The 20,241-nt window shown below is 68.9% G+C and carries 22 protein-coding genes and 3 pseudogenes; 21 read left to right on the top strand and 4 right to left on the bottom strand.

The window, feature by feature from the left end:
- The first annotated feature begins 493 nt into the window (after nt 1-493).
- The 11 genes and pseudogenes from QQY66_RS26285 to QQY66_RS26235 all read left to right on the top strand — a co-directional run bounded on the left by QQY66_RS26285 (nt 494) and on the right by QQY66_RS26235 (nt 9,313).
- Complete coding sequence (locus QQY66_RS26285; protein WP_301982758.1) at nt 494-1,435, top strand: hypothetical protein; 942 nt, start codon at nt 494-496, stop codon at nt 1,433-1,435.
- Nucleotides 1,432-2,130: an ATP-binding protein gene (locus QQY66_RS26280; protein ID WP_301987495.1), complete on the top strand. Its 699-nt coding sequence runs from the start codon at nt 1,432-1,434 to the stop codon at nt 2,128-2,130. Before QQY66_RS26285 ends, QQY66_RS26280 begins: the two co-directional genes overlap by 4 nt.
- Nucleotides 2,131-2,222: 92 nt before the next feature.
- Nucleotides 2,223-2,459, top strand: a pseudogene (locus QQY66_RS26275) (hypothetical protein); the annotation flags it as partial.
- A gap of 42 nt (nt 2,460-2,501) precedes the next feature.
- Nucleotides 2,502-2,654: pseudogene (locus tag QQY66_RS26270) on the top strand (helicase DnaB); the annotation flags it as partial.
- Nucleotides 2,655-2,943: 289 nt separating this feature from the next.
- Nucleotides 2,944-3,939 (top strand): DUF2637 domain-containing protein, encoded by a 996-nt coding sequence (locus QQY66_RS26265; RefSeq protein ID WP_301982757.1) that lies wholly within the window; start codon nt 2,944-2,946, stop codon nt 3,937-3,939.
- A gap of 128 nt (nt 3,940-4,067) precedes the next feature.
- On the top strand, nt 4,068-4,736 hold the full coding sequence (locus QQY66_RS26260) for a mobilization protein (RefSeq protein WP_301982756.1): 669 nt from the start codon (nt 4,068-4,070) through the stop codon (nt 4,734-4,736).
- Nucleotides 4,733-6,457: a relaxase/mobilization nuclease domain-containing protein gene (locus QQY66_RS26255; protein WP_301982755.1), complete on the top strand. Its 1,725-nt coding sequence runs from the start codon at nt 4,733-4,735 to the stop codon at nt 6,455-6,457. The genes QQY66_RS26260 and QQY66_RS26255 overlap by 4 nt, the downstream gene beginning before the upstream one ends.
- Nucleotides 6,458-6,785: 328 nt before the next feature.
- Complete coding sequence (locus QQY66_RS26250; RefSeq protein WP_301982754.1) at nt 6,786-7,076, top strand: hypothetical protein; 291 nt, start codon at nt 6,786-6,788, stop codon at nt 7,074-7,076.
- A gap of 240 nt (nt 7,077-7,316) precedes the next feature.
- Nucleotides 7,317-8,363 (top strand): hypothetical protein, encoded by a 1,047-nt coding sequence (locus tag QQY66_RS26245; protein ID WP_301982753.1) that lies wholly within the window; start codon nt 7,317-7,319, stop codon nt 8,361-8,363.
- Nucleotides 8,364-8,462: 99 nt separating this feature from the next.
- Complete coding sequence (locus tag QQY66_RS26240; RefSeq protein WP_301982752.1) at nt 8,463-8,891, top strand: hypothetical protein; 429 nt, start codon at nt 8,463-8,465, stop codon at nt 8,889-8,891.
- A gap of 26 nt (nt 8,892-8,917) precedes the next feature.
- Nucleotides 8,918-9,313 (top strand): hypothetical protein, encoded by a 396-nt coding sequence (locus tag QQY66_RS26235; RefSeq protein WP_301982751.1) that lies wholly within the window; start codon nt 8,918-8,920, stop codon nt 9,311-9,313.
- A 206-nt stretch (nt 9,314-9,519) separates the two neighbouring features.
- Here QQY66_RS26235 and QQY66_RS26230 read toward each other — a convergent pair whose 3' ends face one another.
- Nucleotides 9,520-10,206 (bottom strand): DUF317 domain-containing protein, encoded by a 687-nt coding sequence (locus QQY66_RS26230; protein ID WP_301982750.1) that lies wholly within the window; start codon nt 10,204-10,206, stop codon nt 9,520-9,522.
- Nucleotides 10,207-10,559: 353 nt separating this feature from the next.
- Here QQY66_RS26230 and QQY66_RS26225 point away from each other — a divergent pair.
- From QQY66_RS26225 to QQY66_RS26180, 10 genes and pseudogenes are all read left to right on the top strand, one after another.
- Nucleotides 10,560-10,789, top strand: a pseudogene (locus tag QQY66_RS26225) (hypothetical protein).
- Nucleotides 10,767-11,279: a DUF6879 family protein gene (locus QQY66_RS26220; RefSeq protein ID WP_301982749.1), complete on the top strand. Its 513-nt coding sequence runs from the start codon at nt 10,767-10,769 to the stop codon at nt 11,277-11,279. Before QQY66_RS26225 ends, QQY66_RS26220 begins: the two are co-directional and overlap by 23 nt.
- Nucleotides 11,280-11,306: 27 nt before the next feature.
- Nucleotides 11,307-12,152, top strand: a complete 846-nt coding sequence (locus QQY66_RS26215; protein WP_301982748.1) for a helix-turn-helix transcriptional regulator — start codon at nt 11,307-11,309, stop codon at nt 12,150-12,152.
- A 95-nt stretch (nt 12,153-12,247) separates the two neighbouring features.
- Complete coding sequence (locus QQY66_RS26210) at nt 12,248-12,634, top strand: hypothetical protein (protein ID WP_301982747.1); 387 nt, start codon at nt 12,248-12,250, stop codon at nt 12,632-12,634.
- Complete coding sequence (locus tag QQY66_RS26205; RefSeq protein WP_301982746.1) at nt 12,631-13,173, top strand: NUDIX domain-containing protein; 543 nt, start codon at nt 12,631-12,633, stop codon at nt 13,171-13,173. Before QQY66_RS26210 ends, QQY66_RS26205 begins: the two co-directional genes overlap by 4 nt.
- Nucleotides 13,174-13,255: 82 nt before the next feature.
- Nucleotides 13,256-13,501, top strand: a complete 246-nt coding sequence (locus QQY66_RS26200; RefSeq protein WP_301982745.1) for a hypothetical protein — start codon at nt 13,256-13,258, stop codon at nt 13,499-13,501.
- A gap of 58 nt (nt 13,502-13,559) precedes the next feature.
- Nucleotides 13,560-14,360, top strand: a complete 801-nt coding sequence (gene dapF / locus QQY66_RS26195; RefSeq protein ID WP_301982744.1) for a diaminopimelate epimerase — start codon at nt 13,560-13,562, stop codon at nt 14,358-14,360.
- The gene (locus QQY66_RS26190) at nt 14,357-15,448 is read left to right on the top strand and encodes an ATP-grasp domain-containing protein (RefSeq protein ID WP_301982743.1); all 1,092 of its coding nucleotides are present in this window, start codon (nt 14,357-14,359) and stop codon (nt 15,446-15,448) included. The genes dapF and QQY66_RS26190 overlap by 4 nt, the downstream gene beginning before the upstream one ends.
- Before the next feature lie 36 nt (nt 15,449-15,484).
- On the top strand, nt 15,485-16,009 hold the full coding sequence (locus QQY66_RS26185) for a C39 family peptidase (RefSeq protein ID WP_301982742.1): 525 nt from the start codon (nt 15,485-15,487) through the stop codon (nt 16,007-16,009).
- Nucleotides 16,009-16,371: a cyanophycin synthetase gene (locus QQY66_RS26180; RefSeq protein WP_301982741.1), complete on the top strand. Its 363-nt coding sequence runs from the start codon at nt 16,009-16,011 to the stop codon at nt 16,369-16,371. The genes QQY66_RS26185 and QQY66_RS26180 overlap by 1 nt, the downstream gene beginning before the upstream one ends.
- A 111-nt stretch (nt 16,372-16,482) precedes the next feature.
- Here QQY66_RS26180 and QQY66_RS26175 read toward each other — a convergent pair whose 3' ends face one another.
- The 3 genes from QQY66_RS26175 to QQY66_RS26165 form a co-directional block, all read right to left on the bottom strand.
- Nucleotides 16,483-17,481: a sugar phosphate isomerase/epimerase gene (locus QQY66_RS26175; protein WP_301982740.1), complete on the bottom strand. Its 999-nt coding sequence runs from the start codon at nt 17,479-17,481 to the stop codon at nt 16,483-16,485.
- Nucleotides 17,482-17,508: 27 nt separating this feature from the next.
- On the bottom strand, nt 17,509-18,705 hold the full coding sequence (locus tag QQY66_RS26170; RefSeq protein ID WP_301982739.1) for a Gfo/Idh/MocA family protein: 1,197 nt from the start codon (nt 18,703-18,705) through the stop codon (nt 17,509-17,511).
- A 62-nt stretch (nt 18,706-18,767) separates the two neighbouring features.
- A complete protein-coding gene (locus tag QQY66_RS26165; RefSeq protein WP_301982738.1) occupies nt 18,768-20,210 on the bottom strand; it encodes a sugar porter family MFS transporter in 1,443 nt (480 codons plus the stop codon).
- Between the last annotated feature and the right edge of the window lie 31 nt (nt 20,211-20,241).

The raw sequence follows: 20,241 nt of genomic DNA, 5'->3' as shown, positions 1-20,241 counted from the left end.
TCCCCGGTTTGGTTAACCGGGGATCGTCGTCTATGTTGCGCTCCGCAGTTCGGCGCGAAGGGGCTTCAGGGGGTGCGGAAAGGTGTCGAAAACCGGCACGTCGATCGACACTCTGAGGGTGCTCTGACGTGGGGTGTTGTGTTGTAGCTTCCCCGTCGGCGGTGCGTCAACGGCTTCCCGATGTGATGCTTCTGGCTCGGCATCCAGGGCAACTATTTGGTCAACCGGCGATCGTGCCCTACCGTTTTGGGACCGCCCCTCCACCGCCTTCTTTTTCGGCAGCCTTTCTGCCGTGAGAGATTGCGCGGGATTGGGCTGGACTTGCGCGGCCCGGGTGTGGCTATGTTGACGACACCCCCGGAAAGCGTGAGCGGCCATCAGTGCGCCCCGCGCCGCCGACCGGCCAACTCCCCTCCCCCTGACACCCGTACCGCCCATCCACGGTGAACCGTGGGCTCCTGCCCGCCTGCAACCGAGCGAGGAACCGCCCCTCTTGGCACGAATCCGCACCATCAAGCCCGAAGCCTTCGTCTCCGAATCCCTGGCCGCCGTCTCCCTGACCGCCGAGCGCACCTTCCTCGGCCTGCTCACCCAGGCCGACGACCAGGGCCGCCACCGCGACCACGCCGCGATCATCGCCGGACAGCTGTGGGTGCTGCGCCCCGAGCACGGGCCCTCGGACGTCGAGACGGACCTCGCCCAGCTCGCCGACGCCGGACTGATCTGCCGCTACAAGGGGCCGGACGACAAGCGGTACCTGCACGTCGTCACCTGGCATCAGCACCAGAAGATCAACCGGCCCAGCAAGAGCCGCCTCCCCGCCTGTCCGCACCACGACGCCCCCGCCGGCGGCGTGCCAGGCGTCGCCGCTCTGACTGCGGGAGCTGGCATCACGGAGCCCTCACCGCAGCCTCACGGAACTCTCCGTGAAGGCTCCGGAGAAGTGCGCAAGCCTGCGGTGAATCCCGGCGCCGATGACGAATTCGCAGGTCAGAGCGATTTCACGGAGCCCTCCGTGAGGGAGCAGGGGCGACTCAGTGAGGCAGTGGTGACGCCTCACGGTCCGGATCTAGGACCTAGGACCATGGATCTAGGAAATACCCCTTCGGGGGGCGCAAGCGCCCCCGCGCCCGACACCGTCTCGGCTCAGCAGCTCATTCGCGAATACGTCGCCGGGTGCAACCACCGCCCACCGAGCGACTTCCTGGGCCACCTCAGCCGGGTGGTGAAGAAGCTGCTCGACGAGGGCATCGCTCCCGCCCACATCCGCGACGGGCTCGAACGCCACCGGGCCAAGGGCCTGTCCCCGAGCGTCCTGCCGAGCCTCGTGCACGAGGCCATGAACGCGACCCTCGCCACGCCAACCGCGCCGGTTGTCCACAGGGCGTGGACAAACCCCACCGATGTCGAAGCCGCCTTCGGAGGTGACCTCTGACCGCCACCCTCACCCGCGAGCCCCGCCGGGTCGGTGCGATTGCCGACCGGCTCGACGGCATCCTGGCCGGTCGCGGCATCGACCCAGCCACCGTTGCCGCCGAGGAGTCGCAGGCCGAGCCCGTCACCGCGCTGGAGCTGGCCGATGCCCGGATTCCTGCCCGCTACCGCCGTGCCTTGGCCGACCACCCGCAGGTCATCGCCTGGGCCGACGAGATCGCCCGCGTCGGACGTCCCGGCCCTGGTGGCCCCGGTATCGCCGAGGGTCCGTCGCTGCTGATCGCCGGCCCTACCGGCACCGGCAAGACGTACCAGGCGTACGGCGCCGTCCGAACCCTCCTCAGCCGTGGCGTCCGCCTGCGCTGGGAAGCGACCACCAGCGCTGATCTGCACGCGCGCCTGCGTCCCCGTGCCGGGCACGACGGCGAACGGGAGCTGCAGACGCTGGTCCGCTGCCCACTGCTGCTTCTGGACGACCTCGGGGCGGCCAAGACCAGTGAGTGGACCGAGGAGCTCACCTACCGGCTGATCAACCACCGGTACGAGCACATGCTCCCCACCCTCATCACCACCAACCTCCCCACCGCTGAGCTCCGCACCGCGCTCGGCGACCGCGTCGCCTCCCGCCTCGCCGAGATGACCGAACGCGTCGTCCTCACCGGCCCAGACCGACGCCGTACCACGCCCGCCGCCTGACGGCAGCACCGCGTCTCCCCTTCCCACACTCATCTCACCCCGCCCGCGCTCAGGCATGCCCTCGCACGCGCGAGCCCTTGGAGAGCCCCTGCATGACTTCCGGCAACAACGTGCCCACAAGCGCCGAAGAGACTCCGTCAGCGTCCCTGGCGCACTGGATCACCTCGCCCACCGCCGCCGTACTGCTGCTCGTCGCCCTCGCCCTGACCGCTGGATGGCGGTGGCAGCGCGCCCGCAAGCCCGGCAACGGGCAGCGACGTCGCACCGCCGCGATCCCAGTTACCGCTGTCGCCGCGATCGGCTGCACCGCCTACAGCGCGGACACCAGCTGACACTTCGCCGCCGACTACCTCGACATGGGCGGCACCATCGAGCGCGCCGACGTGGAGAAGGCACGGCGCCACCTGACCCGCATGGTCGGCAGCGGCCTGGCCACCAAGGCCGACGGCGTCGCCGGAGGAGCCGGAGGCGGACAGCAGACCCGCTACTACGCCTCCGCACGCCACCTCACTGCGCTCGGCTGAGCCTCCTCTCGGCCCGTGTGAAGCGATCACGCGAGCGTCCACGCCGTACACGGTCCTTAGCGATCACGCGCGGGGCCCCCTTTAGAAGGAGCCCGTGTGTACGCCCCCTGCATGAACGCCCCTCACTCCCACCCCACAAGCCCCACCGCACCACCCCTGGAGCCCCTTGCACTCCCCTGCCCCGAGCACCCCGGCAGCCATACGCAGCCGCCGCAGCATCCGCTCCGCCATCTCCCTGCTCTGCGCGCGCCCCGGCCGCCGAGCACTCGCACCCACTGGGCGTCGCCATGTGAAGCGCAATGCACGCATCGCCCTCGTCGTCGGCTTGGTGGCCGTCGTCCTCATGGCCTTCCGGGTCTCGTGGAACGCGCTGTCCGACGTGGCTCGCGCCATCGGCGCCGACTCCACCGCTGCCCTGCTCTATCCGATCGTTGTCGACGGGCTGATGGCCCTCGCGCTGGTCGCCACGCTTGTGCTGACCGGTAACGACCGGAAGTTCGCGCTGCGGGTCCTGGCGACCTACACGGTCGCCAGCCTCCTGTTGAACTACGTGCACGGCCTCGTTCCGGCGCTGCACACCGGGGCGATTCGGTGGGGTCGACTGGTCGACTGGGACCCCGCGAACTGGGCCCTTGTGCTGCTGGCGACCTCGCTCCCGGTCGGGTCGATCTACTTCGGGTCGGACCTCGTGGCGAAGGTGCTGCACCACAACCCCGAGTCGGCTGACTCTGTCGAAGCGGCCTCTGCCCAGTCGGTCAGCAAGCAAGCTGACGAGTCGGCTAGCGAGCAGGCCGCGCGGTCGGCTCCTGACCAGGCCGAATCGGCCTCCGAACAGCCGACCGGGTCGACCTCTGCGAAGGTCGCCGAGGCACCCGCAACGAGCCCGACCGAGGCCGACAAGTCGGCCCCCGCTGCCCGACCGCCCCGGTCGGCCACCGTGGTGGAGTCGACCGGAGCCGCCCCGCGTCGGGCGACCGGTCGGGTCCAGACCACCGTCAAGTCGACCGCCGACCGCACGCGCACCGACGCCGAAGTCCTCGACGAGGCCCGGCTCCTGACGGCCGACTGGAGCGACGACCGGCTGAGTGCCGAGCGTCTGCGCAGCGAACTACGGATCGGCCAGAAGCGGGCCCGCGCCCTGCGCGACCAGCTGCAGGCCGAGCGCACCAGCCAGGTCGAGCCCGTCGCGTACGACGACTTCGAGACCGAACCCCTCGACGGACTCGACGAAGCCGCCTCCCAGCCGCAGAGGCAACTCGACACGGCCCCCGCCAGCGCAGCCTGACGCCTGCGGTCGCCCTGATCGCCCCACCCTTCCGGCTCACCTCGTGTCCCCGTGCAGCGAAGCGCGGGGACACGAGGGCCGCGCCACAACGAAGCGCCCGCCACCAACACCCCACGGAGAACTACTCCATGCACGACTCGCACCATGAACTCCACGACGCCCAAAAGGAGATCAACACCCCCACCTCAGCGCCAGCAAGTTGGAAGTTGGGACACTCCCCCGCAGGGGGCGCGTCCCAACCGGCCACCGCCCCAGGGGCGGCGGAGGCCGACGACCGGAGCCAGGGGGCACCGGTCGGAGAAGCTGCGACCGAGGGCGGACCGCAGCAGGGCGAGCACGAGCGGCCCGCCGTGCCCTCGCCGGGTAAGCCGCGAGCCCGCTCCCGCAAGCCGAGACAACGACCGGCGGTCAGCGTGCGGCTCAGCGACAGCGAACGAGCCCTCGCCGAGGCCGGCGCGCAGGCCGCGAGCCTCACTCTGGCCGGGTTCCTGGCCCAGTCCGGCCTCGCTGCCGCCCGCGACCTGACCGGCGTCACCGCTGCGATCGCCGACAACCGCCATGTCCTCCAGGAGCTGTTCGCCGCCCGCCGCGCCCTCACCCAGTACGGCAACCTGCTCAACCAGGCCGCAGCAGCCCTCAACTCCGACGCGGACGTGCCGTATCTGAACGACGTCATCGACCAGGTGTCCACCACGCGCGACCGCGTCGACGAGGCCGTCCAGCGGTTCATCGCCTTGATCGACCCGAGCAGCCCTCAGCCGCGGTCGGCCCGCAGCCAGTACGGCGAGGCCGCGTGATCCCGAAGATCCATAACCAGGGCAGCAACACCTACGGCCTGCTCAACTACCTCTACGGCAAGGGCACGAAGGAAGAGCACGTCGATCCGCACCTGGTCGGCTCCTACGACGGCACCGCCCCCGATCCAGGACGCGACGACAACGCCACCCTCACCGCGCTCCAGCAGATCCTCGACCAGCCCCTCCACCTCCTGGATGACGACCAGCGCCCGCCCCTCCACGTCTGGCACTGTTCGGTACGCGCCGCCCCCGGCGACCGCATCCTGTCCGACGCCGACTGGGCCGACATCGCCCGCCGTATGGTCGCTGCCACCGGCATCGATCCGGGAGACGGCGCCGGCTGCCGCTGGGCCGCGGTCCGTCACGCCGACGACCACATCCACATCATCGCCACCCTCGTCCGCGAGGACGGCCGCCGCCCCAACCACCACCGCTCCGGCAGACGCGCTCAGGACGAAGCCCGCCGCATCGAGGTCGACTACGACCTGCACCGCGTCGCTGTCGGCGACGGCACTGCGGCCAAGAGGCCAACGAGCGCGGAGCGCCACAAGGCCGAACGCGAAGGCAGGGACCGGCCAGCGCGTGAGGAACTGCGGGAGACCGTGCGCCGGGCAGTGGCAGGCGCGACGAGCGAGGAGGAGTTCTTCGACCGGCTGGCCGCCGCCGGCCTGCTGATCCGCAAGCGCGTCGCCCCCTCCGGCGACCTGCTCGGCTACAAGGTCGCTCTCCCCGACGACCGCAACGGGGAGAAGGAGCCGGTCTTCTACGCGGGCTCCACGCTGGCACCCGACCTGTCCCTGCCCCGCATCCGGGAACGCTGGGTCGGCGGCGCCTCCTCCCAGAGCACCGAGACGTCCCCAGACCAGAAGGACCAAGCCCCGGCATCTAGTGGCCCGGCGATGGCTCGACGGCGGGCTGCCTCCGCCGTGTGGCAGGCGTTGCTGGTTGTCGATGACGGTGAGGACGCCCAGGTGGCCGCGCAGATCGCCGCGGCCGGTGAGGTCCTTGACGCGCTCGCCAAGACCTCCGCGGCCCACACCCGGGCCGAACTGCGCGAAGCGGCCTTCGCCTTCGAGCGGGCCACCCGTTCTCACATCAAGGCCGAACGCGGGCACGATCGCGCCCTGCGCCAGGCCGCGCGCGACCTTGTCCACAGCGGGCCCGCTCTCGGCCGCGGTGAAGACGGCGCCGCCACCGCCATGGCCATCGACATGCTGTTCTTCCTCGTCACCGCCGCCGCTCACTGGCACGCAAAGAAGAGCCACGCCCAGCAGGCCGCGGCTGCCCACCAGGCTGCCGAGCACCTGCGTAACGCCTACCGGGCCGCCACCGACATCCCGTTGGGCGCGCTGTACCTGCGGGGCCGGCATCTGTCCGAGCCGCTGCGCCAGAGACAGGCTGCTCACCTCCGCCAGGCACTGCCGGAGCTGGCGGAACAGGCTCTGGCTGAGCCGGGCTGGTTTGCGCTGGCCGCCACGCTCGCCGACGCCGAGGCCGCCGGACACGACCCTGCAGGACTCCTGTCCGAAGCGGCTGGACGGCGTGAGCTTGCGAGCGCGGACTCGGTCTCCGAGGTGCTGATGTGGCGGCTGCGCCGCATGGCAGAGCTGCCCGCCGACGCCATCGCGATGCCTCAACGCACCACCACCGCGGCCCCAGGCAACGATCACACCGCTCCGCCTGCGGCGAGTCGAAGCGATCAACCCCGCAGGGCGCGATGATTCAGCACATACACCGAGCCCTTCTGCCAAGGTCAAGGCGGAGGGGCCAGGGCCTGGGGAGTGACCTGGGCCTCGGCGAACGTCTTCTCCAGGTCGGCGTCCACGAGCCCAGGGGGGAGCCGGAGACGATCACCGGAACCGCTGCGGTGAGAGCACACAGCCCGTTCCGTCTCGGAACACCACGGCCGTTCCGAATCGGAACAGGAGCTGCGGCGCGTTTCCTGAGTGAACAGATCGAGCCCACGCCCAGGGCCTGTGCCTGGTCCAGCCCCTACGCGAGTGGGCCGCCGCCCTCCTCCGCGCCACAACCCCGGAGATCGCCGAGGCGGTGGCGAACGAACCGGGCTGGCCTGCCTTGGCCGCCACCCTCATCCACGCCTACCAGGCCGGCCACAACCCCCAGGAGCTGCTGACCGAAGCCGTCGTCCACCGCGAACTGGACACCGCCGGATCGGTCAGCGGCGCCCTCGTCTGGCACCTGCGCCGCTTCGCCGACCTGCCCGCCGACGCGGTCGAAACACCTTCCACTCGGCCCGCGCGCCACAGCACACCGACCTCGTCTCTCGGCGCCGCTCGGCTTCCCAGTCAAGACGGCGCACCGCAGGGACACCGCGGGTAACGCCGCTGCGGAGGCGCCTTTCGGTCAATGTTCGACCTGGGTGCCTCCGTGTGCGGCTTGTGCGGGTTTGCGGTATGGCGGTGCTTCCTGTGCCCGAGGACGATGCCCCTTTGCGTCCGCCGCTGATCGTCGTGGCTGGCCGCCAGGAGACACGGGGGTGGGAACTTGTCATACGTGGAGCACCAGTCGGTGTTCTCGGCGCCTGCAGTGCCCTTGGGGACGGCGGCCAATGCCGGGGAGATGATCAGGCACGGGGCATACACCGAGGGCGTCACTCGCCGGTTGAGCGCCATCGCCTTCGCCCGTACGGACTGGCTGGCCGTGCTCCGCGCCGTGCTGGCGCAGCTGTGGAAGAACCTGAAGGCCGCCGTGCGGAAGCGTCTGCGATGGCTCCTCCCCACCAAGGAGGCCGAGAAGGCTGCCGGTTCGTCGGAGCCGAAGCCGCCAGAGGTGGTGGTGGGTGAGGACTACGCGGTCTGGGTGCGTCGTCGGATCAAGAAGTCGGCGCGGCCGATCCCGGTCTACGGCTTGCATCAGGAGCCGGTGGTGCACGCGTGCGATCGTGCCATCCAGCACATGCGAAAACGCCGAGGGGCCGTCGTGGCCGTGGTCGCGGTCGTTGCCTGGCAGGCCATCTCCGGTGCCCTCACTGCCGGATGGGCCGTCCTCGTCCTGATGGCTGGGTTGTGGGGCGTCTACCTGGTGGAGCGCTACCTGGCCCAGCTGCGGCTCAACGCGCTGCTGGCCGGAGAACTGCACGCGCCTTCGACCGCAGTGCAAGCCCACGCCTTGCCGTACCTCCACGAACGTCGCGCAAACGGCGATCGGCACCGGTTCCTCGGGGCGGGGCTTCAGGCATGGCAGGAGGCCGTCATCGGCATCGACGTCGAGCCCGCCCCCGAGGGCCAGGACGCCGAAGACGACAACACGGGACCGCTTCCGGGCCTCGGCTCACCGCCACAAAAGCCAGGTCAGCCCGACATGGCCGAGGTAGCCAAGGCCGTCCTAGACGCGCTGGCGAAGCACAACAAGCCGGTGGCCCGAAAGCCGCTGAAGCACGTCACCGCCGCCCAGCTCCACACCCACATCGCGCGCCGCCTGGACGATCCGGCACCCTCCCACCACCGCGATCATCCGAAACTGCGCGTGGAAGTCATCGGGATCGCCGGCATCCACCACAAGCGCTGGGACCAGATCGACGACGACGCCTGGCGCAGCCTGCACGCGCTCGCCGTGGACAACATCGGCGACAAGCCCGCCGAGGAGGTCGCCCGCCGCTACATCTGAGCGCGGGTCACCGCCTGGAACGGCGACCTCGTCGCCGCCATACTCGTCCACTTCGCCTACCAGGGCGGCTTCCTGCGCGTCACCGTCCGCCCGCACATCATGGGACCCCTCCACCCGAAGGTCGCCGGTCTCGCGCCCGCAGATCCGCGCAGCCTGAAATGGCTGGGCCGCACCGCGTTCAACGCCCTCGGCGACATCTACGTGGGACTCGACCGGCTCATACGCCGCAAGGCCCGCAAGCGCCCCGAGCTCGACCCGGGCAGCGGACCGGTCAGCCTCCGCGAGGTCTACAGCCTCCGCTGGCTGGAGGACATGCACATGCACGACGACGCCCGCTACTACGTGCAGATGATGCAACGCCGCGTCTTCGACTCCACCGAGATCTTCCTGCGCGACCACAACGTCGACATCGCCGCTTACCGCCAACAGTCCACCGCCATCTACAACTTCGGTGTCATGAACGGCGGCACCATGACCGGCGCCGTGCAGGCCACGCCGTTCTCCGTCAACTCCTCCATGACGAACTGACCCAAGAGCCCGCCAGGAGCCCCCGCATGCCCATCCGCCGCCAGCCCGACCCGGTACCGAACGGCCCCAACTTCGGCATCATCAACACCGGCAACATGACCGGCCCCGCCCAAGCCGCGCCGTTCTCCCAGAACGCCACCCAGACCAACAACATCACCAACGAAGCCGTCGACAATGCCCGCGACAGCATCGACGACCTGCGACGTCGCCTGGAAGAACTGCGCGGCCAGTACCCCGAGTTAGACGGCGCCCTGCGCGACCTCGACATGATCGCCCCACGGCTCGACGCACCCGATCAGGACCCCGGCACTCTGCGCTACATGCTCCAGAACCTCGTCGAACGATGCGGAGGCATCCCCGGCGTCCTCGCCGCAGCGCAGCTCGTCCAGTCCACGGTCACAGCCCTGCTACCCGGGTCTTGAGGCTCCTTCATCACCAGGGTGACGCAGTTCGAACCGACAGCCGTACTGCTGGCGTGCTTCTGAGCAACCGAGGGTTTGCCTCTGCCGGTGAGGGGGCGGTTTGGAGTCGCACATCCGTTCCGTCTTCTGGCGGGCACGAGAATGTGCCTCCGATCGGGGGGATCAGCGACAAGCCGCCTACTAGCGGGGCCTCTGGGCGGGTGTCGTCAGCTGCGGCGGACGACAGTGAGCCGGCCCTCGGCGCTCTTGGGCACGGTGCGGCGGGGCACCGGGGCCGGTGAGGCGAGCGAGGAGGCGAACGCGGCGACCAGGTCGTGGGGAACGCTGGCGCTGAAGGTGGCGCACCACAGGTACGGGGCGCCGAGGACGGGTTCCGCCCACGCCTGCCAGCCCGCCAAATCCGGGCGCGGGTCGGCGTCCTGGATGAGCGGCGGCAGCATCTCCAAGGAAACGGACGAGGAGAGCCCGGGGTCTGTAGCGGTGGTGCTGGGGCGGTCCACGTCGCAGATCCAGCCCCTGGCGGTGAGAGCGGCAAGGACCGTCTCGGGCCCCGCGAGGCCGGTATCGGGCTCTTCGCGGACGTCCAGCGCCACGAGGAGATCAGCGAGCGCCTCGTACGGGACGCCGGTAGTGAAGTACGCATTCCACTCCGCCATCACGGACGTGGCACGGGAGCGGACGCTCAACTGCCAGGCCACCGGCAGCCCGCCCAGCTCGAACGGGTAGGCCGCGAGGACCCACTCGGCGCCGCACATCCCGTCAGGACTGATGTACAGCAGGGTGTGGCGGGCAGTGGGCCACATGCGCCAGCCGAGGCCGACCAGGGCGTCGCCGATCCGCTCGGCGAGCACATCGTCATCGCCGGCCAAGTGGCGCGGGGTGACCCAGTACACCGGGTCCGGCGGTTCGGGGCGGAAGGGATCGCTGGGGTGGTGCGATGGCAGGGGCAGCTCCGTAGGCTCGGGGACAGGTCACTGAAGGTCGTTGACCTGGGGTTTGGAAGGTCGTCCACGTTGACATGCTTGTTCGCAGTGCACCAGTACTTTGGGGATCTTCCCTGTCTGCCTCCGGCGAACTGGCGATCCGACGACGCGGACCACATCCACGCCCCTGAGTCGTCGACCAGATCTCCCTGCTCGGGTGTCCGATCGAAGTCCTGGCAAGTTTGGGCAAGTTCCTGGCTTGAGGGCTCGGTCGGGGGCAAGCTCTGGCACAGAGATCGTTACCGGCTTCGGAGGAGGACATCATGGCCCTGCGTAAGCTCGGCAAGGACCCGGAGAGTCCCAGTGGCGGCTCGCCCACCATCTACCTCGATGAGGAGAAGGACAGCTACCTGGTGCAGGGGTGGAAGGTGGAGGACGCCGAGCGCCTCGGCCAGATGGACATCCCCGGCCACGAGTCGGTGGGGAGATCCCCCGTCGCATGGTGCAGTTCTTCCTGGAGGTGAAGAAGGATGACGAGGACCCCGACGTTTGAGGGGCTCTTCCGCGACTGCCAGAGGACGGCTGTCCATCTGGAGATGCGCGACGCCTACATGAAGTCGGACCCGGCCTTCATCGACTGGGAGGCCGGTGTGGTCCTTGATCCCGCCGAGCGCTGGGCCGACTGGCACGCCATCGTCACGGAGGCGACCTCGCGAGGCGTCGAGGTCCGACGCGCCCGCGTCGTTTCGACGCCGGTCAGCGAGTACATCCGCTTCGAGTACGACGTGACGGACGGACTGAACATCGCTGCCGGGGAAGGCGTGCGGTGGCTCTCGCGGCGCAACGCGACCGACATCGCGCTGCCGGGCAACGACTTCTGGCTGTTCGACTCAAGCCTCGTCCTCGTCAACCACTTCGACGGCGAGGGCGAGAACATGGAGGTCGAACTCACGGAAGACCCGGAGGTGGCGAAGCTCTGCGAATCGGCCTTCGAGGCCGTGTGGAAGCGGGCTACACCGCACGCTCAGTTCGAACTGGCCTGACAGCTCGAACAGCACCCTCGTACCGACATGACATCGCCATCTTCGAGCGTCCAGGAAGCCCGCAAGGCGCTCGGGCAACGCCTCGCCGAAATCCGGAAAGCAGCCGGACTTACCAAGCGAGCACTGGCCCAGGGTCTGGGTTGGCATGAGTCGAAGGCTTCGCGCTTCGAGAGCGGCGCCCGCGCGCCCTCGGAGCGCGACCTTCGTGATTGGTGTTCGGCGTGCGGCGCGGAGAGTGAAGCAGAGGACCTCGTCTCGACTGCCCGCGGAATTGAGGGCATGTATGTCGAGTGGCGCAAGATGGAGCGCCATGGGCTCAAGTGGGCACAGGAGTCCGTGGTTCCCCTCTGGGAGCGCACCGAGCGCTTTCGCATTTACTCGCCCTGGCTCATCCCCGGTCCCGTGCAGACGGCCTCGTACATCACAGCCCTTCTGACCTCCATTCGCGACCGCCGAGGGCTCATCGACGATGTGCCGGCGGCCGTCAAAGTGCGAGTGGAGAAGCAAAAGGTCGTCTACGGGAACCACACGTTCGCCATCCTTCTGGAAGAAAGCGTTCTGCGGTACCGCATCGGTGGCACGGACGTGATGGCGGGCCAACTCGGCTACCTGCTCAGCGTCATGGCACTCCCGTCCGTGAGCATCGGCATCATCCCCCAGGACGCCGACCGTTCGGGCCTGTGGCCCGTCGAGGGATTCTTCCTCTACGACGACGAGTTGGTGAACGTCGAATTGATCTCGGCTCACCTCACTGTCGTCCAGAGCCACGAACTTGCCATGTATGCCAAGACGTTCAGCGAACTGGCCGAACTTGCCGTCTACGGCCCCGCCGCGCGTGAAATCATCACCGCTGCCATCGAATCTCTAGGGTGAATGCCCGGCAAGTTCCGGCACACTCGTGGAGCCCCTTCCAACTCCCTTCCTAGCTTTATAGGCACGGCTGAAAGCGTGCTCCGGAGGGGCCAGTGATGACTGTGGCAAGTACGGGCAAGACATTCGAGACGGCCGAGGACACTGAGGGCGACGACACCCCCATCGACGTAGAGGCGATCTCCTCGCGAACGAATGCCGTCCTTGGCCTGCGAATGGACACCACGACCCGCGCGGAGATGGACAGGCAGTTGCCGGCGACCGCTGGTCAACTGAACCGGCTGCTCCGCGAGGACCTGGGCGCCGACAACGACAGCGAGGTACGGCAACTGCTCCGCGAGGGGAACAAGCTGGTCGACCTCACAAACCGACCGACCCGCGAGACGCCCACCTTCGGGACGTACCTCTACCTCCGCGATGTCGCCCTTCTGACGCAGCGACTGCTGTGGATCTACGCCGAGCGGAACGGGCTGGATGCCCCGTGAGTGTCAGGGACGACCAGATCGTTCGGGAACTCTCCCGCTACCTCCACGAGCACCCCGCCGACAGGATGGCGCTGCTGCCGGTCTACGACGCGGCCCGCGACCATTCGCAGCGCCGCGCCTGCACCCACGGCCAGCGCTGCCCTCTGGTGGTCACGGGAGCCGTCGTCGTAGACGAAGGCAACCGCGTCCTGTGCCTGAGGCACAAGGGAGGCTATGCCCTCTCGGAGGCGGAGCCAGAGGACGTGGACGACTCCCTCAGTGAGGCGGCCCTACGCCTGCTGGCCGAGGAGGTCGGCATCCGGGACGTCTGGACGCAGCCCGGCGCCGAGGGCCCCTTCCTCGTCGACGTGACCCGGCCGGGGCAGCACAGGTACGGCCCCCGCCTCCGGGTCGGCATCCGCTACCTATTCCGGGCCCATTCGGGCGCGGTCCTCCCGTCGATGATCGAGACAGGCGCAGCGGCCTGGGTGCCCCTCACAGCGATAGGCATCCCGTCAGTCCGCAATCGCGTGGAGCAGCACCTGATCGGAAGCCGATGAGCCCCCGAAGCCAACAACTCGCCTACGTAGTAAGCCTCATCGCAATCGGCTGCTCCCTCCTGCTCGGAATCTGGAGGAGCTGATGTACGAGCGCAGGACCAAGGAGGCGCCCTCCATACCGCCTCCGCCTCGCGGAACCATGGGAAGCACCCGGCCGCCGAGCGATGTCCGCATAGGTGACTTCGTCTACCTCGACGGCGTGTACCACCGAGTCCAGGACATGCGGTCGGCCGGCACCGCAGCCCACCGCGTACTGATCTTTGCCGGGCGGGAGCCCTTGATCATGCGAGAAGCCCGGATCACATACCGGCCCATCGACTTCCGCTGAACTGCCCTGTTCGGGCGCCTCACCGTCACCCTCACCTCACTATGCGAGGAGCTTTGGCATGCGCTTTCGCAAGATCCATGGCGCCGGGAACGACTTCGTCCTGCTCTCCGACCTCGGCCCGGACGGCGACAAAGAGTGGCCCAAGGAGGCGGAACGTCTGTGTGCCAGGCGTACCGGCGTAGGTGCGGACGGCCTCGTCATCAGCACGCTCGTCAGTGACCGACCTGCCGTCCTCGAAGTCGCCTGTTTCAACGCCGACGGCTCGATCGCCACCATGTGCGGCAACGCCCTGCGGTGCTCCGCCTGGGCCGCTCACCGCGATCACGGCTTCCAGCAGATGAGTCTTCACATGGCCGGCGTGGTGCATGAAGCGGTCGTGTCCGACGACTCCGTGTGGGTCACGGCCGAGGTGGGTGAAGTCCTCCCTCGACGCTTGCAGGTCGTCATCGACGGCAGGCCGACCTGGTTCGACAGCGCCAACACCGGCACCGAACACGTCGTAGCCATCGTGGACGACGTAGACGTCATCGACACGGCCATGGTCGGGCGCCTCGTCCGCCACCGCGCCGACCTTGCCCCACTGGGGACGAACGTCAACTTCGTCCAGTCCGCCGGCAACCAGGCGCTGAAGATCCGCACCTACGAACGCGGCGTCGAGGCCGAAACCCTGTCGTGCGGAAGCGGGGCAGTCGCAGCCACCGTCGTCGCCACCATGCGCGGACTCGTGGCCCGGCGTGCCGTCACCGTCCACAACCGCGCCGGCGAGCCGCTCACGGTCCGGCCGCACGACGACCGACCGAACCGAACTCACTGGGTCGGCGGCCCGGTCACCAACACCTTCGAAGGGGTACTCGCATGACTCTCTTCATCAACCCCAGCTCGGGCCCGGTGGTTCAGAAGGCCGCTGAGGAGCTCCGTAAATGGGGCCAGAGCCGCCACGACCTCGGCGTCGCCCTCATCTACGGGCCCGTCTCCGCCGAAGACAGGCTCTACCACTCGAAGTGCCCCATCGAACAGCGCTCTGTCACCGCCCTGGCCGAAGCGCTGGAAGAGATCGGCGCCCGCTGGAAGGTGCTGAACCCCTGCGAGCCCGACTTCATCATGGAACTGGTCGGGTACGACGTGGCCCTCTCCAACCTGCACGGCCCGTACGGAGAGGACGGCCGACTGCAGGGCCTGCTCGACTACCTGCGCGTGCCTTACTGCGGCAGTGGAGTCGGGGCATCCGCGGTCGCCGCCGACAAGATCCTCTGCAAGCGAGTGATGCTGACGCTGGGCGTCCCTACGCCCGGCTGGCACGTCTGGTCCGGTGGCCCGATGACCTGGAACGGGCGCCCTGTGATGGTGAAGCCGCCCTTTGGCGGATCCAGCGTGGGCATGAGCCTCGTACGCGATCCGGCGGACCTGCCCGGAGCCCTGGCGGATGCTTCCGGCGATGAGGGGGCGCCCGTACTCGTTGAGGAGTACGTGACCGGTACGCCGATGACTGTGGGGCTGTTGGAGCTGCCGGGCGGCTCGGTTGTCGCCTTCCCGCCGCTGTCCACCGACGCCGCCGAGGCCGACTTCTACGACGCCGACACGAAGCTCGACGTGGACTCCAGGGGCGCCGTGACCGTGCGCGTTGCCGACCTGGCTCCCGACGTGCTGGACAAGATCACCGGAGATGCTCGGACGCTGTGGGACGGGCTAGGGCTGCGCGGTTCAGCGCGTATCGACTTCATCCTGGCCGAGGACGACGAACCGTATGTGCTGGAGGTCAACAGCACCCCGGGGATGTCCCGTGACAGTAACTTCGCGGTGGGGGCAGCGATGGTCGGACTCACGCACACGGACGTCGTGTTGGCGATGCTGCACGAGGCGCTGGCACGCCCGCCATACGATGTCCCCCTGCCCACTCCCGCGTTCTCCAGGACCACACTGACTCGGGAGGCTGCCGTCTCGCCGTAGGAGCCCGCCGCTGTGCCGCGCGTCCACGATGTCCCCATGTGCCGTCAGCTCATCGACCCCGCCGAGTGGGACCTGCACGGCGGTTGGGCGCTCGGGGACAGGATCGAGTGGTCCAATCGGGCGTGCGGCCTGGCCTCGTTGAGAATGATTCTGCTCGCTTACGGGCGAGAGGCACCCACGGTCACGGAACTGCTGAAGCTCGCGGTCAAGCATGAGGTTCTGACCCCGCGTGGAGCACTTCACGCGGGGATCGCGAGCCTGGCGACCGACCTCGGAGTCCCTTCCCTCGCAGAGCCCGTGCCGGTCCAAGACCTTCTCGCCCGACTCGAACGCGCACCGCTGATCGTGTCCGTGACCGAGCGGCTCCCCGACGACGGCCGCTCGGGCGGCCACCTCGTCATCCTTCGCGGCTACGAGGACGGTCCCGACCCAACGATCTTCTTCCGAGACCCCTCGGCCTGGGGTCAGACGCATGACCGGGTTCCCCTCAGCCGACTGTCCCCTTCCTACACCGGGCGCGCGATCACCTTCGCGTCTTTGATCGACAACGGAGAGTCTTGATGACCGAGGCAGACGGCGACACGACCGAGGCCGCAGGCGGCCGGAGGATCGCCGTACTCGGAGAGATGCTGGAGCTGGGCGACGAAGCGGTGGAAGCTCACCGCGAGATCGGGCGCTTCGCAGCCGAGAGCGGGGTAGATCTCGTCGTGGCGGTAGGGGGAGACCTGGCCAAACAGCTCGCTCTCGCGGCCGGTGCGGCGGGTGTCCCCGACATCGCTCTGGTAGGTGACCGCGCCACCGCTGCCGCCTACCTCGACTCCATCCTTCGCCCCGACGACGTGGTTCTCGTGAAGGCGTCACGCGGCGGCCAACTCTGGCAGATCGCCCAGGCCCTCACAGGGCAGCCCGTTACCGGTCTGTAGGCGACCTTCTGCTGGGCGCCCTGCTGGAGCGCGGCGGGGCGGGTACTGAACGCGCATGATGCCGAAGGCCCCGTTCCCTGCTGGCGGGAACGGGGCCGGGTAAGCGTTGGGTCAGAGCGCCGCTGCCGCGCTGTGCAGGTTCTTCGCTGCCAAGGCCAGGCCCTCGGTCTGGGAGTAGGCGGCGTCCTCGTGCTCGATGTTCACGGCCATGTCCGGGTCGATGTCGGCGAGGGCGCGCAGGAACTCGGTCCAGAAGGGGACGTCGTTGCCGAGGCCGACGGCGACGAACTTCCATGCCGGGTTCTCGGGCCAGGCGTTGCACCAGAAGCCGTAACCGGTCGGGACCTTGCCGTCGGCGTCGGCCGGTACGCGCGTGAACGACGTGTCGAGTACGCCGCGGATGTCGGCGCCGGGGCAGAGCGTCGCGTCCTTCGCTGCGGCGTGGAATACCAGCGGGCCCAGCCACTTGATTGAGGCGATGACGTCCATGCCCTGCCACATCAGGTGCGAGGGGTCCATCTCCGCGCCGACGTTCGTCAGGCCGCCCTCGTCGACCAACCGCTTCAAAGTCACCGGCGAGAAGACGAGGTTGTGCGGGTGCATCTCGATGGCGACCTTGACGTCGTTCTCCCGGGCGAGGGCGTCGATCTCCTTCCAGAACTCGACGGCCACGCCCCACTGGTAGTCCAGGACGTCCATGTACACGCCGTCCCACGGGTTCACGACCCAGGAGGGGTACTTGGCGTCCGGGTCGGAGCCCGGCGTGCCGGACATGGTGACCACGTGCTTGACGCCGAGCAGACCGGCGAGGCGGATGGTGCGGCGCAGGTCGTCGGCGTGCTTCGGGCCCACCCCGGGGAGCGGGTTGAGCGGGTTGCCGTTGCAGTTGAGGCCGGTCAGTTCCATCCCGCGGTCGGTGAACGTCGCCAGGTACTCCTCGCGTGCCTTGGCCGACGACAGCAGCAGGTCGACCGGGCAGTGCGGGGAGGGGATGAAGCCGCCGGTGTTGACCTCCACCGAGGTCAGACCGTTCTCCTTGAGGATGTCGAGGGCCTCGGTGAGGGTGCGGTCGTGCAGACAGGCGGTGTAGGCGCCGAGCTTGAGTGCCATGAGTCTTCAGTCTTTCTGTGCGGGAGGTCAGGCGACGGGCGGGACCGCGACGGCGGCACCGCTGGTGCGGGAGGACTCGACGACGGCCTGGATGATCTCCATGGTCCGCAGCGCGTCGGCGAACGTGGCGCAGGCCGGCAGCGGCTCGGCGACGCCCGCGACCTGGTCGAGGAACGCCCGCGCCTGGTAGGTGAAGTTGTCGCCGTTGCTCGCGCCCACACCCGGCGCCTCCATCGGGACACCGCCCGCGAAGTACGGCATCTGCGGGCCGGCGATGATCTGCCGGGCGCCGCGCGTACGGGCCTCGGGCTGCGCGTCGTCGAAGAGGTACTCGGCGGGCCGGTGCTGGTCGAACGCGGCCCGGCCGCCCACGCCGAGGACATCGAAGAAGAGGCCGTTCGGCAGACCGAAGCCGGTGCGCGACACCGAGAAGGTGCCGAGCAGGCCCGACTCGAAGCGGGCGGTGAAGGTCGCGGTGTCCTCGTTCTCGACCTCGCCGAACTCGTCCGAGACGGGAGCCGCGTTGTGCCCGACGACCGCGCCCAGCGGCAGCGGCCGCTTGGTGATCTGCGTCGACAGCGAGGCACCGGACACCGAGGCGATGGGCCCAGCGACGTACTCGGCGACATCGATGACGTGCGAGCCGACGTCCCCTAGCGCACCCGAACCCGGGCCGCCCTTGAACCGCCAGCTCAGCGGCCCGTTCGGGTCGGTCGCATAGTCGCACCAGTACCGGCCGCTGAACAGCGTCAGGTCACCCAGCTCGCCGCCCCGCACATGCTCACGGATCGCCGCGATACCGGGAGCGCGCCGGAACGTGTACCCGACGGCGGTCACCACCTCCGCGCTGCGCTCCAACTCGGCCATTGCACGGGCGTCTTCGAGCGACCCGGCCAGCGGCTTCTCGCACAGCACGTGCTTGCCCGCCGCGACCAGCGCCTCCGCGATCGGCCGGTGCAGCGAGTTGCCGACGACGATGCTGACGGCGTCGATCGTCGGGTCCTCGACCACGGCCTGCCAGCTCGGGAGCGCCTTCTCGAACCCGTAGCGACGGGCGGCGTCCTCGCCGAGTGCGGTGTTGGCATCGGCGATCGCGGCCAGGCGGACCGGCGGCAGGCCGGCGCCGAAGACCGTGTTGACGTTGCGGTATCCGGCCGCGTGGCTGCGGCCGGCCATGCCGGCGCCGATGACCGCGACGGACAGTGGTTTGGCGGAGGTGGTCATGGCGGTGCCCTTTCGAAAATCTCAGAGGAGAGACGAAGTTCTGGAAAGTGGAGGAAGCGTGATCAGGCGGCGAACTGCCGTCGGAAGTGGGACTCGATGGCCTCCATCGAGCGCCCCTTGGTCTCGGGGATGGTGCGGAGGTAGAAGAAGTACGTCGCTACGTTGACCGCGGCGAAGAGCAGGAACGTGGTCCCACCGACCGCGTCGATCAGCGGCGGGAACACCAGCGTGACCACGAAGTTGGCCATCCAGGTGCCGAACACGGCCGTGCCCATCGCGAAGCCCCGCAGGCGCAGCGGGAAGATCTCCGAGAGCATCAGCCAGAACACGGTCGCGATGCAGCCCTGCATGAACAGCAGGAAGGTCAGCATGGACGCGAGCACCAGATAGCTGCGCCCGCTCGACCCCGGCAGGAGCAGGAAGCACAGCGCGATCAGCACCAGCGAGACGGTGACGCCGACCTGCCCGGTCAGCAGCATCGGACGGCGGCCGAACCGGCCCAGCAGCCACATGCCCGTCGACACCGCGATCACCGCGACGACGCCGTTGGCGATGGTGGCCGTGAGGGCGGCCTGGGTGCCCAGGCCGGTGTCCAGCAGGATCGTCGGCGCGAAGTACATGATCGAGTTGACGCCGGTCAGCTGCGACAGAACGGCCAGCCCCAGCCCGACGGTCACGATGCGCCGTGTCCACGGTGTCCGCAGATCCCGCCAGCCGGCCTGCGGCTGGTCGGCGTCGGCCGCGACGCGGCTCTTGATCTCGGCGAACTCCGCGTCCACGACCCGCGCATCACGGATCCGCGCCAGCGTACGGGCCGCCTGGTCGAACCGCCCGCGAGCCGCCAGCCACCGCGGCGACTCCGGCACGAACAGCATCCCGATCCACAGCGCCACGGCCGGAACCGCGGCGATCGCAAGCATCCAGCGCCACACGCCCCCCTCGCCCACGGTCCTGGCGATGACCGCGTTCGAGGTGTAAGCCAGCAACTGCCCGGTCACGATCATCAGCTCGTTCTGCGTCACCAGACGCCCCCGGTGCTCGGCCGGAGCCAACTCGGCGATGAACACGGGCACCGTCGCGGACGCACCGCCCACGGCCAGCCCGAGCAGCACCCGAAACAGCACCATCACTTCGAGGCCCGGCGCGAACGCAGTCCCCAGCGCGCCGACAAAGAACAGCACGGCGAGCCCGAGGATCGTCCGCCTGCGCCCGTGCCGATCGGAGAGCCGCCCGCCGTACAGCGCCCCGAACGCCGCACCGAGCACCAGCGACGACGCGACGACCCCCTCGGTCAGCGGGGTGAGCCCGAGCCCGCCCTTCTCGGGAGAGAGGGACATGAAGGGCAGTGCGCCCGAGATGACGCCGGTGTCGTAGCCGAAGAGGAGTCCGCCAAAGGTGGCGATGACAGTGATGAGGCGCAGTCTGCGGTAGACCTCCGGAGAGGCGTTATCCTTGGCGGTGCTGCTTGGTGTGAGGGCCTGGGGTGTGTCGTCCGTGACGTCCATGGCCACCTCCTACCGATCGATGTGGGGGGAC

The sequence above is a fragment of the Streptomyces sp. DG2A-72 genome, assembly GCF_030499575.1.
Lineage (GTDB): Bacteria > Actinomycetota > Actinomycetes > Streptomycetales > Streptomycetaceae > Streptomyces.
The sequence above is the reverse complement of the archived record's forward strand: the minus strand, read 5'-3'. Positions and strand labels throughout refer to the sequence as shown.

Coding starts and splice junctions, on each gene's coding strand:
- QQY66_RS26180 (WP_301982741.1), top strand. CDS start 16,009: ATGACCGAGGCAGACGGCGACACGACCGAGGCCGCAGGCGGCCGGAGG.
- QQY66_RS26235 (WP_301982751.1), top strand. CDS start 8,918: ATGCCCATCCGCCGCCAGCCCGACCCGGTACCGAACGGCCCCAACTTC.
- QQY66_RS26220 (WP_301982749.1), top strand. CDS start 10,767: ATGACGAGGACCCCGACGTTTGAGGGGCTCTTCCGCGACTGCCAGAGG.
- QQY66_RS26190 (WP_301982743.1), top strand. CDS start 14,357: ATGACTCTCTTCATCAACCCCAGCTCGGGCCCGGTGGTTCAGAAGGCC.
- QQY66_RS26260 (WP_301982756.1), top strand. CDS start 4,068: ATGCACGACTCGCACCATGAACTCCACGACGCCCAAAAGGAGATCAAC.
- QQY66_RS26240 (WP_301982752.1), top strand. CDS start 8,463: ATGGGACCCCTCCACCCGAAGGTCGCCGGTCTCGCGCCCGCAGATCCG.
- QQY66_RS26170 (WP_301982739.1), bottom strand. CDS start 18,705: ATGACCACCTCCGCCAAACCACTGTCCGTCGCGGTCATCGGCGCCGGC.
- QQY66_RS26175 (WP_301982740.1), bottom strand. CDS start 17,481: ATGGCACTCAAGCTCGGCGCCTACACCGCCTGTCTGCACGACCGCACC.
- QQY66_RS26185 (WP_301982742.1), top strand. CDS start 15,485: ATGTGCCGTCAGCTCATCGACCCCGCCGAGTGGGACCTGCACGGCGGT.
- dapF (WP_301982744.1), top strand. CDS start 13,560: ATGCGCTTTCGCAAGATCCATGGCGCCGGGAACGACTTCGTCCTGCTC.
- QQY66_RS26245 (WP_301982753.1), top strand. CDS start 7,317: ATGATCAGGCACGGGGCATACACCGAGGGCGTCACTCGCCGGTTGAGC.
- QQY66_RS26215 (WP_301982748.1), top strand. CDS start 11,307: ATGACATCGCCATCTTCGAGCGTCCAGGAAGCCCGCAAGGCGCTCGGG.
- QQY66_RS26200 (WP_301982745.1), top strand. CDS start 13,256: ATGTACGAGCGCAGGACCAAGGAGGCGCCCTCCATACCGCCTCCGCCT.
- QQY66_RS26165 (WP_301982738.1), bottom strand. CDS start 20,210: ATGGACGTCACGGACGACACACCCCAGGCCCTCACACCAAGCAGCACC.
- QQY66_RS26210 (WP_301982747.1), top strand. CDS start 12,248: ATGACTGTGGCAAGTACGGGCAAGACATTCGAGACGGCCGAGGACACT.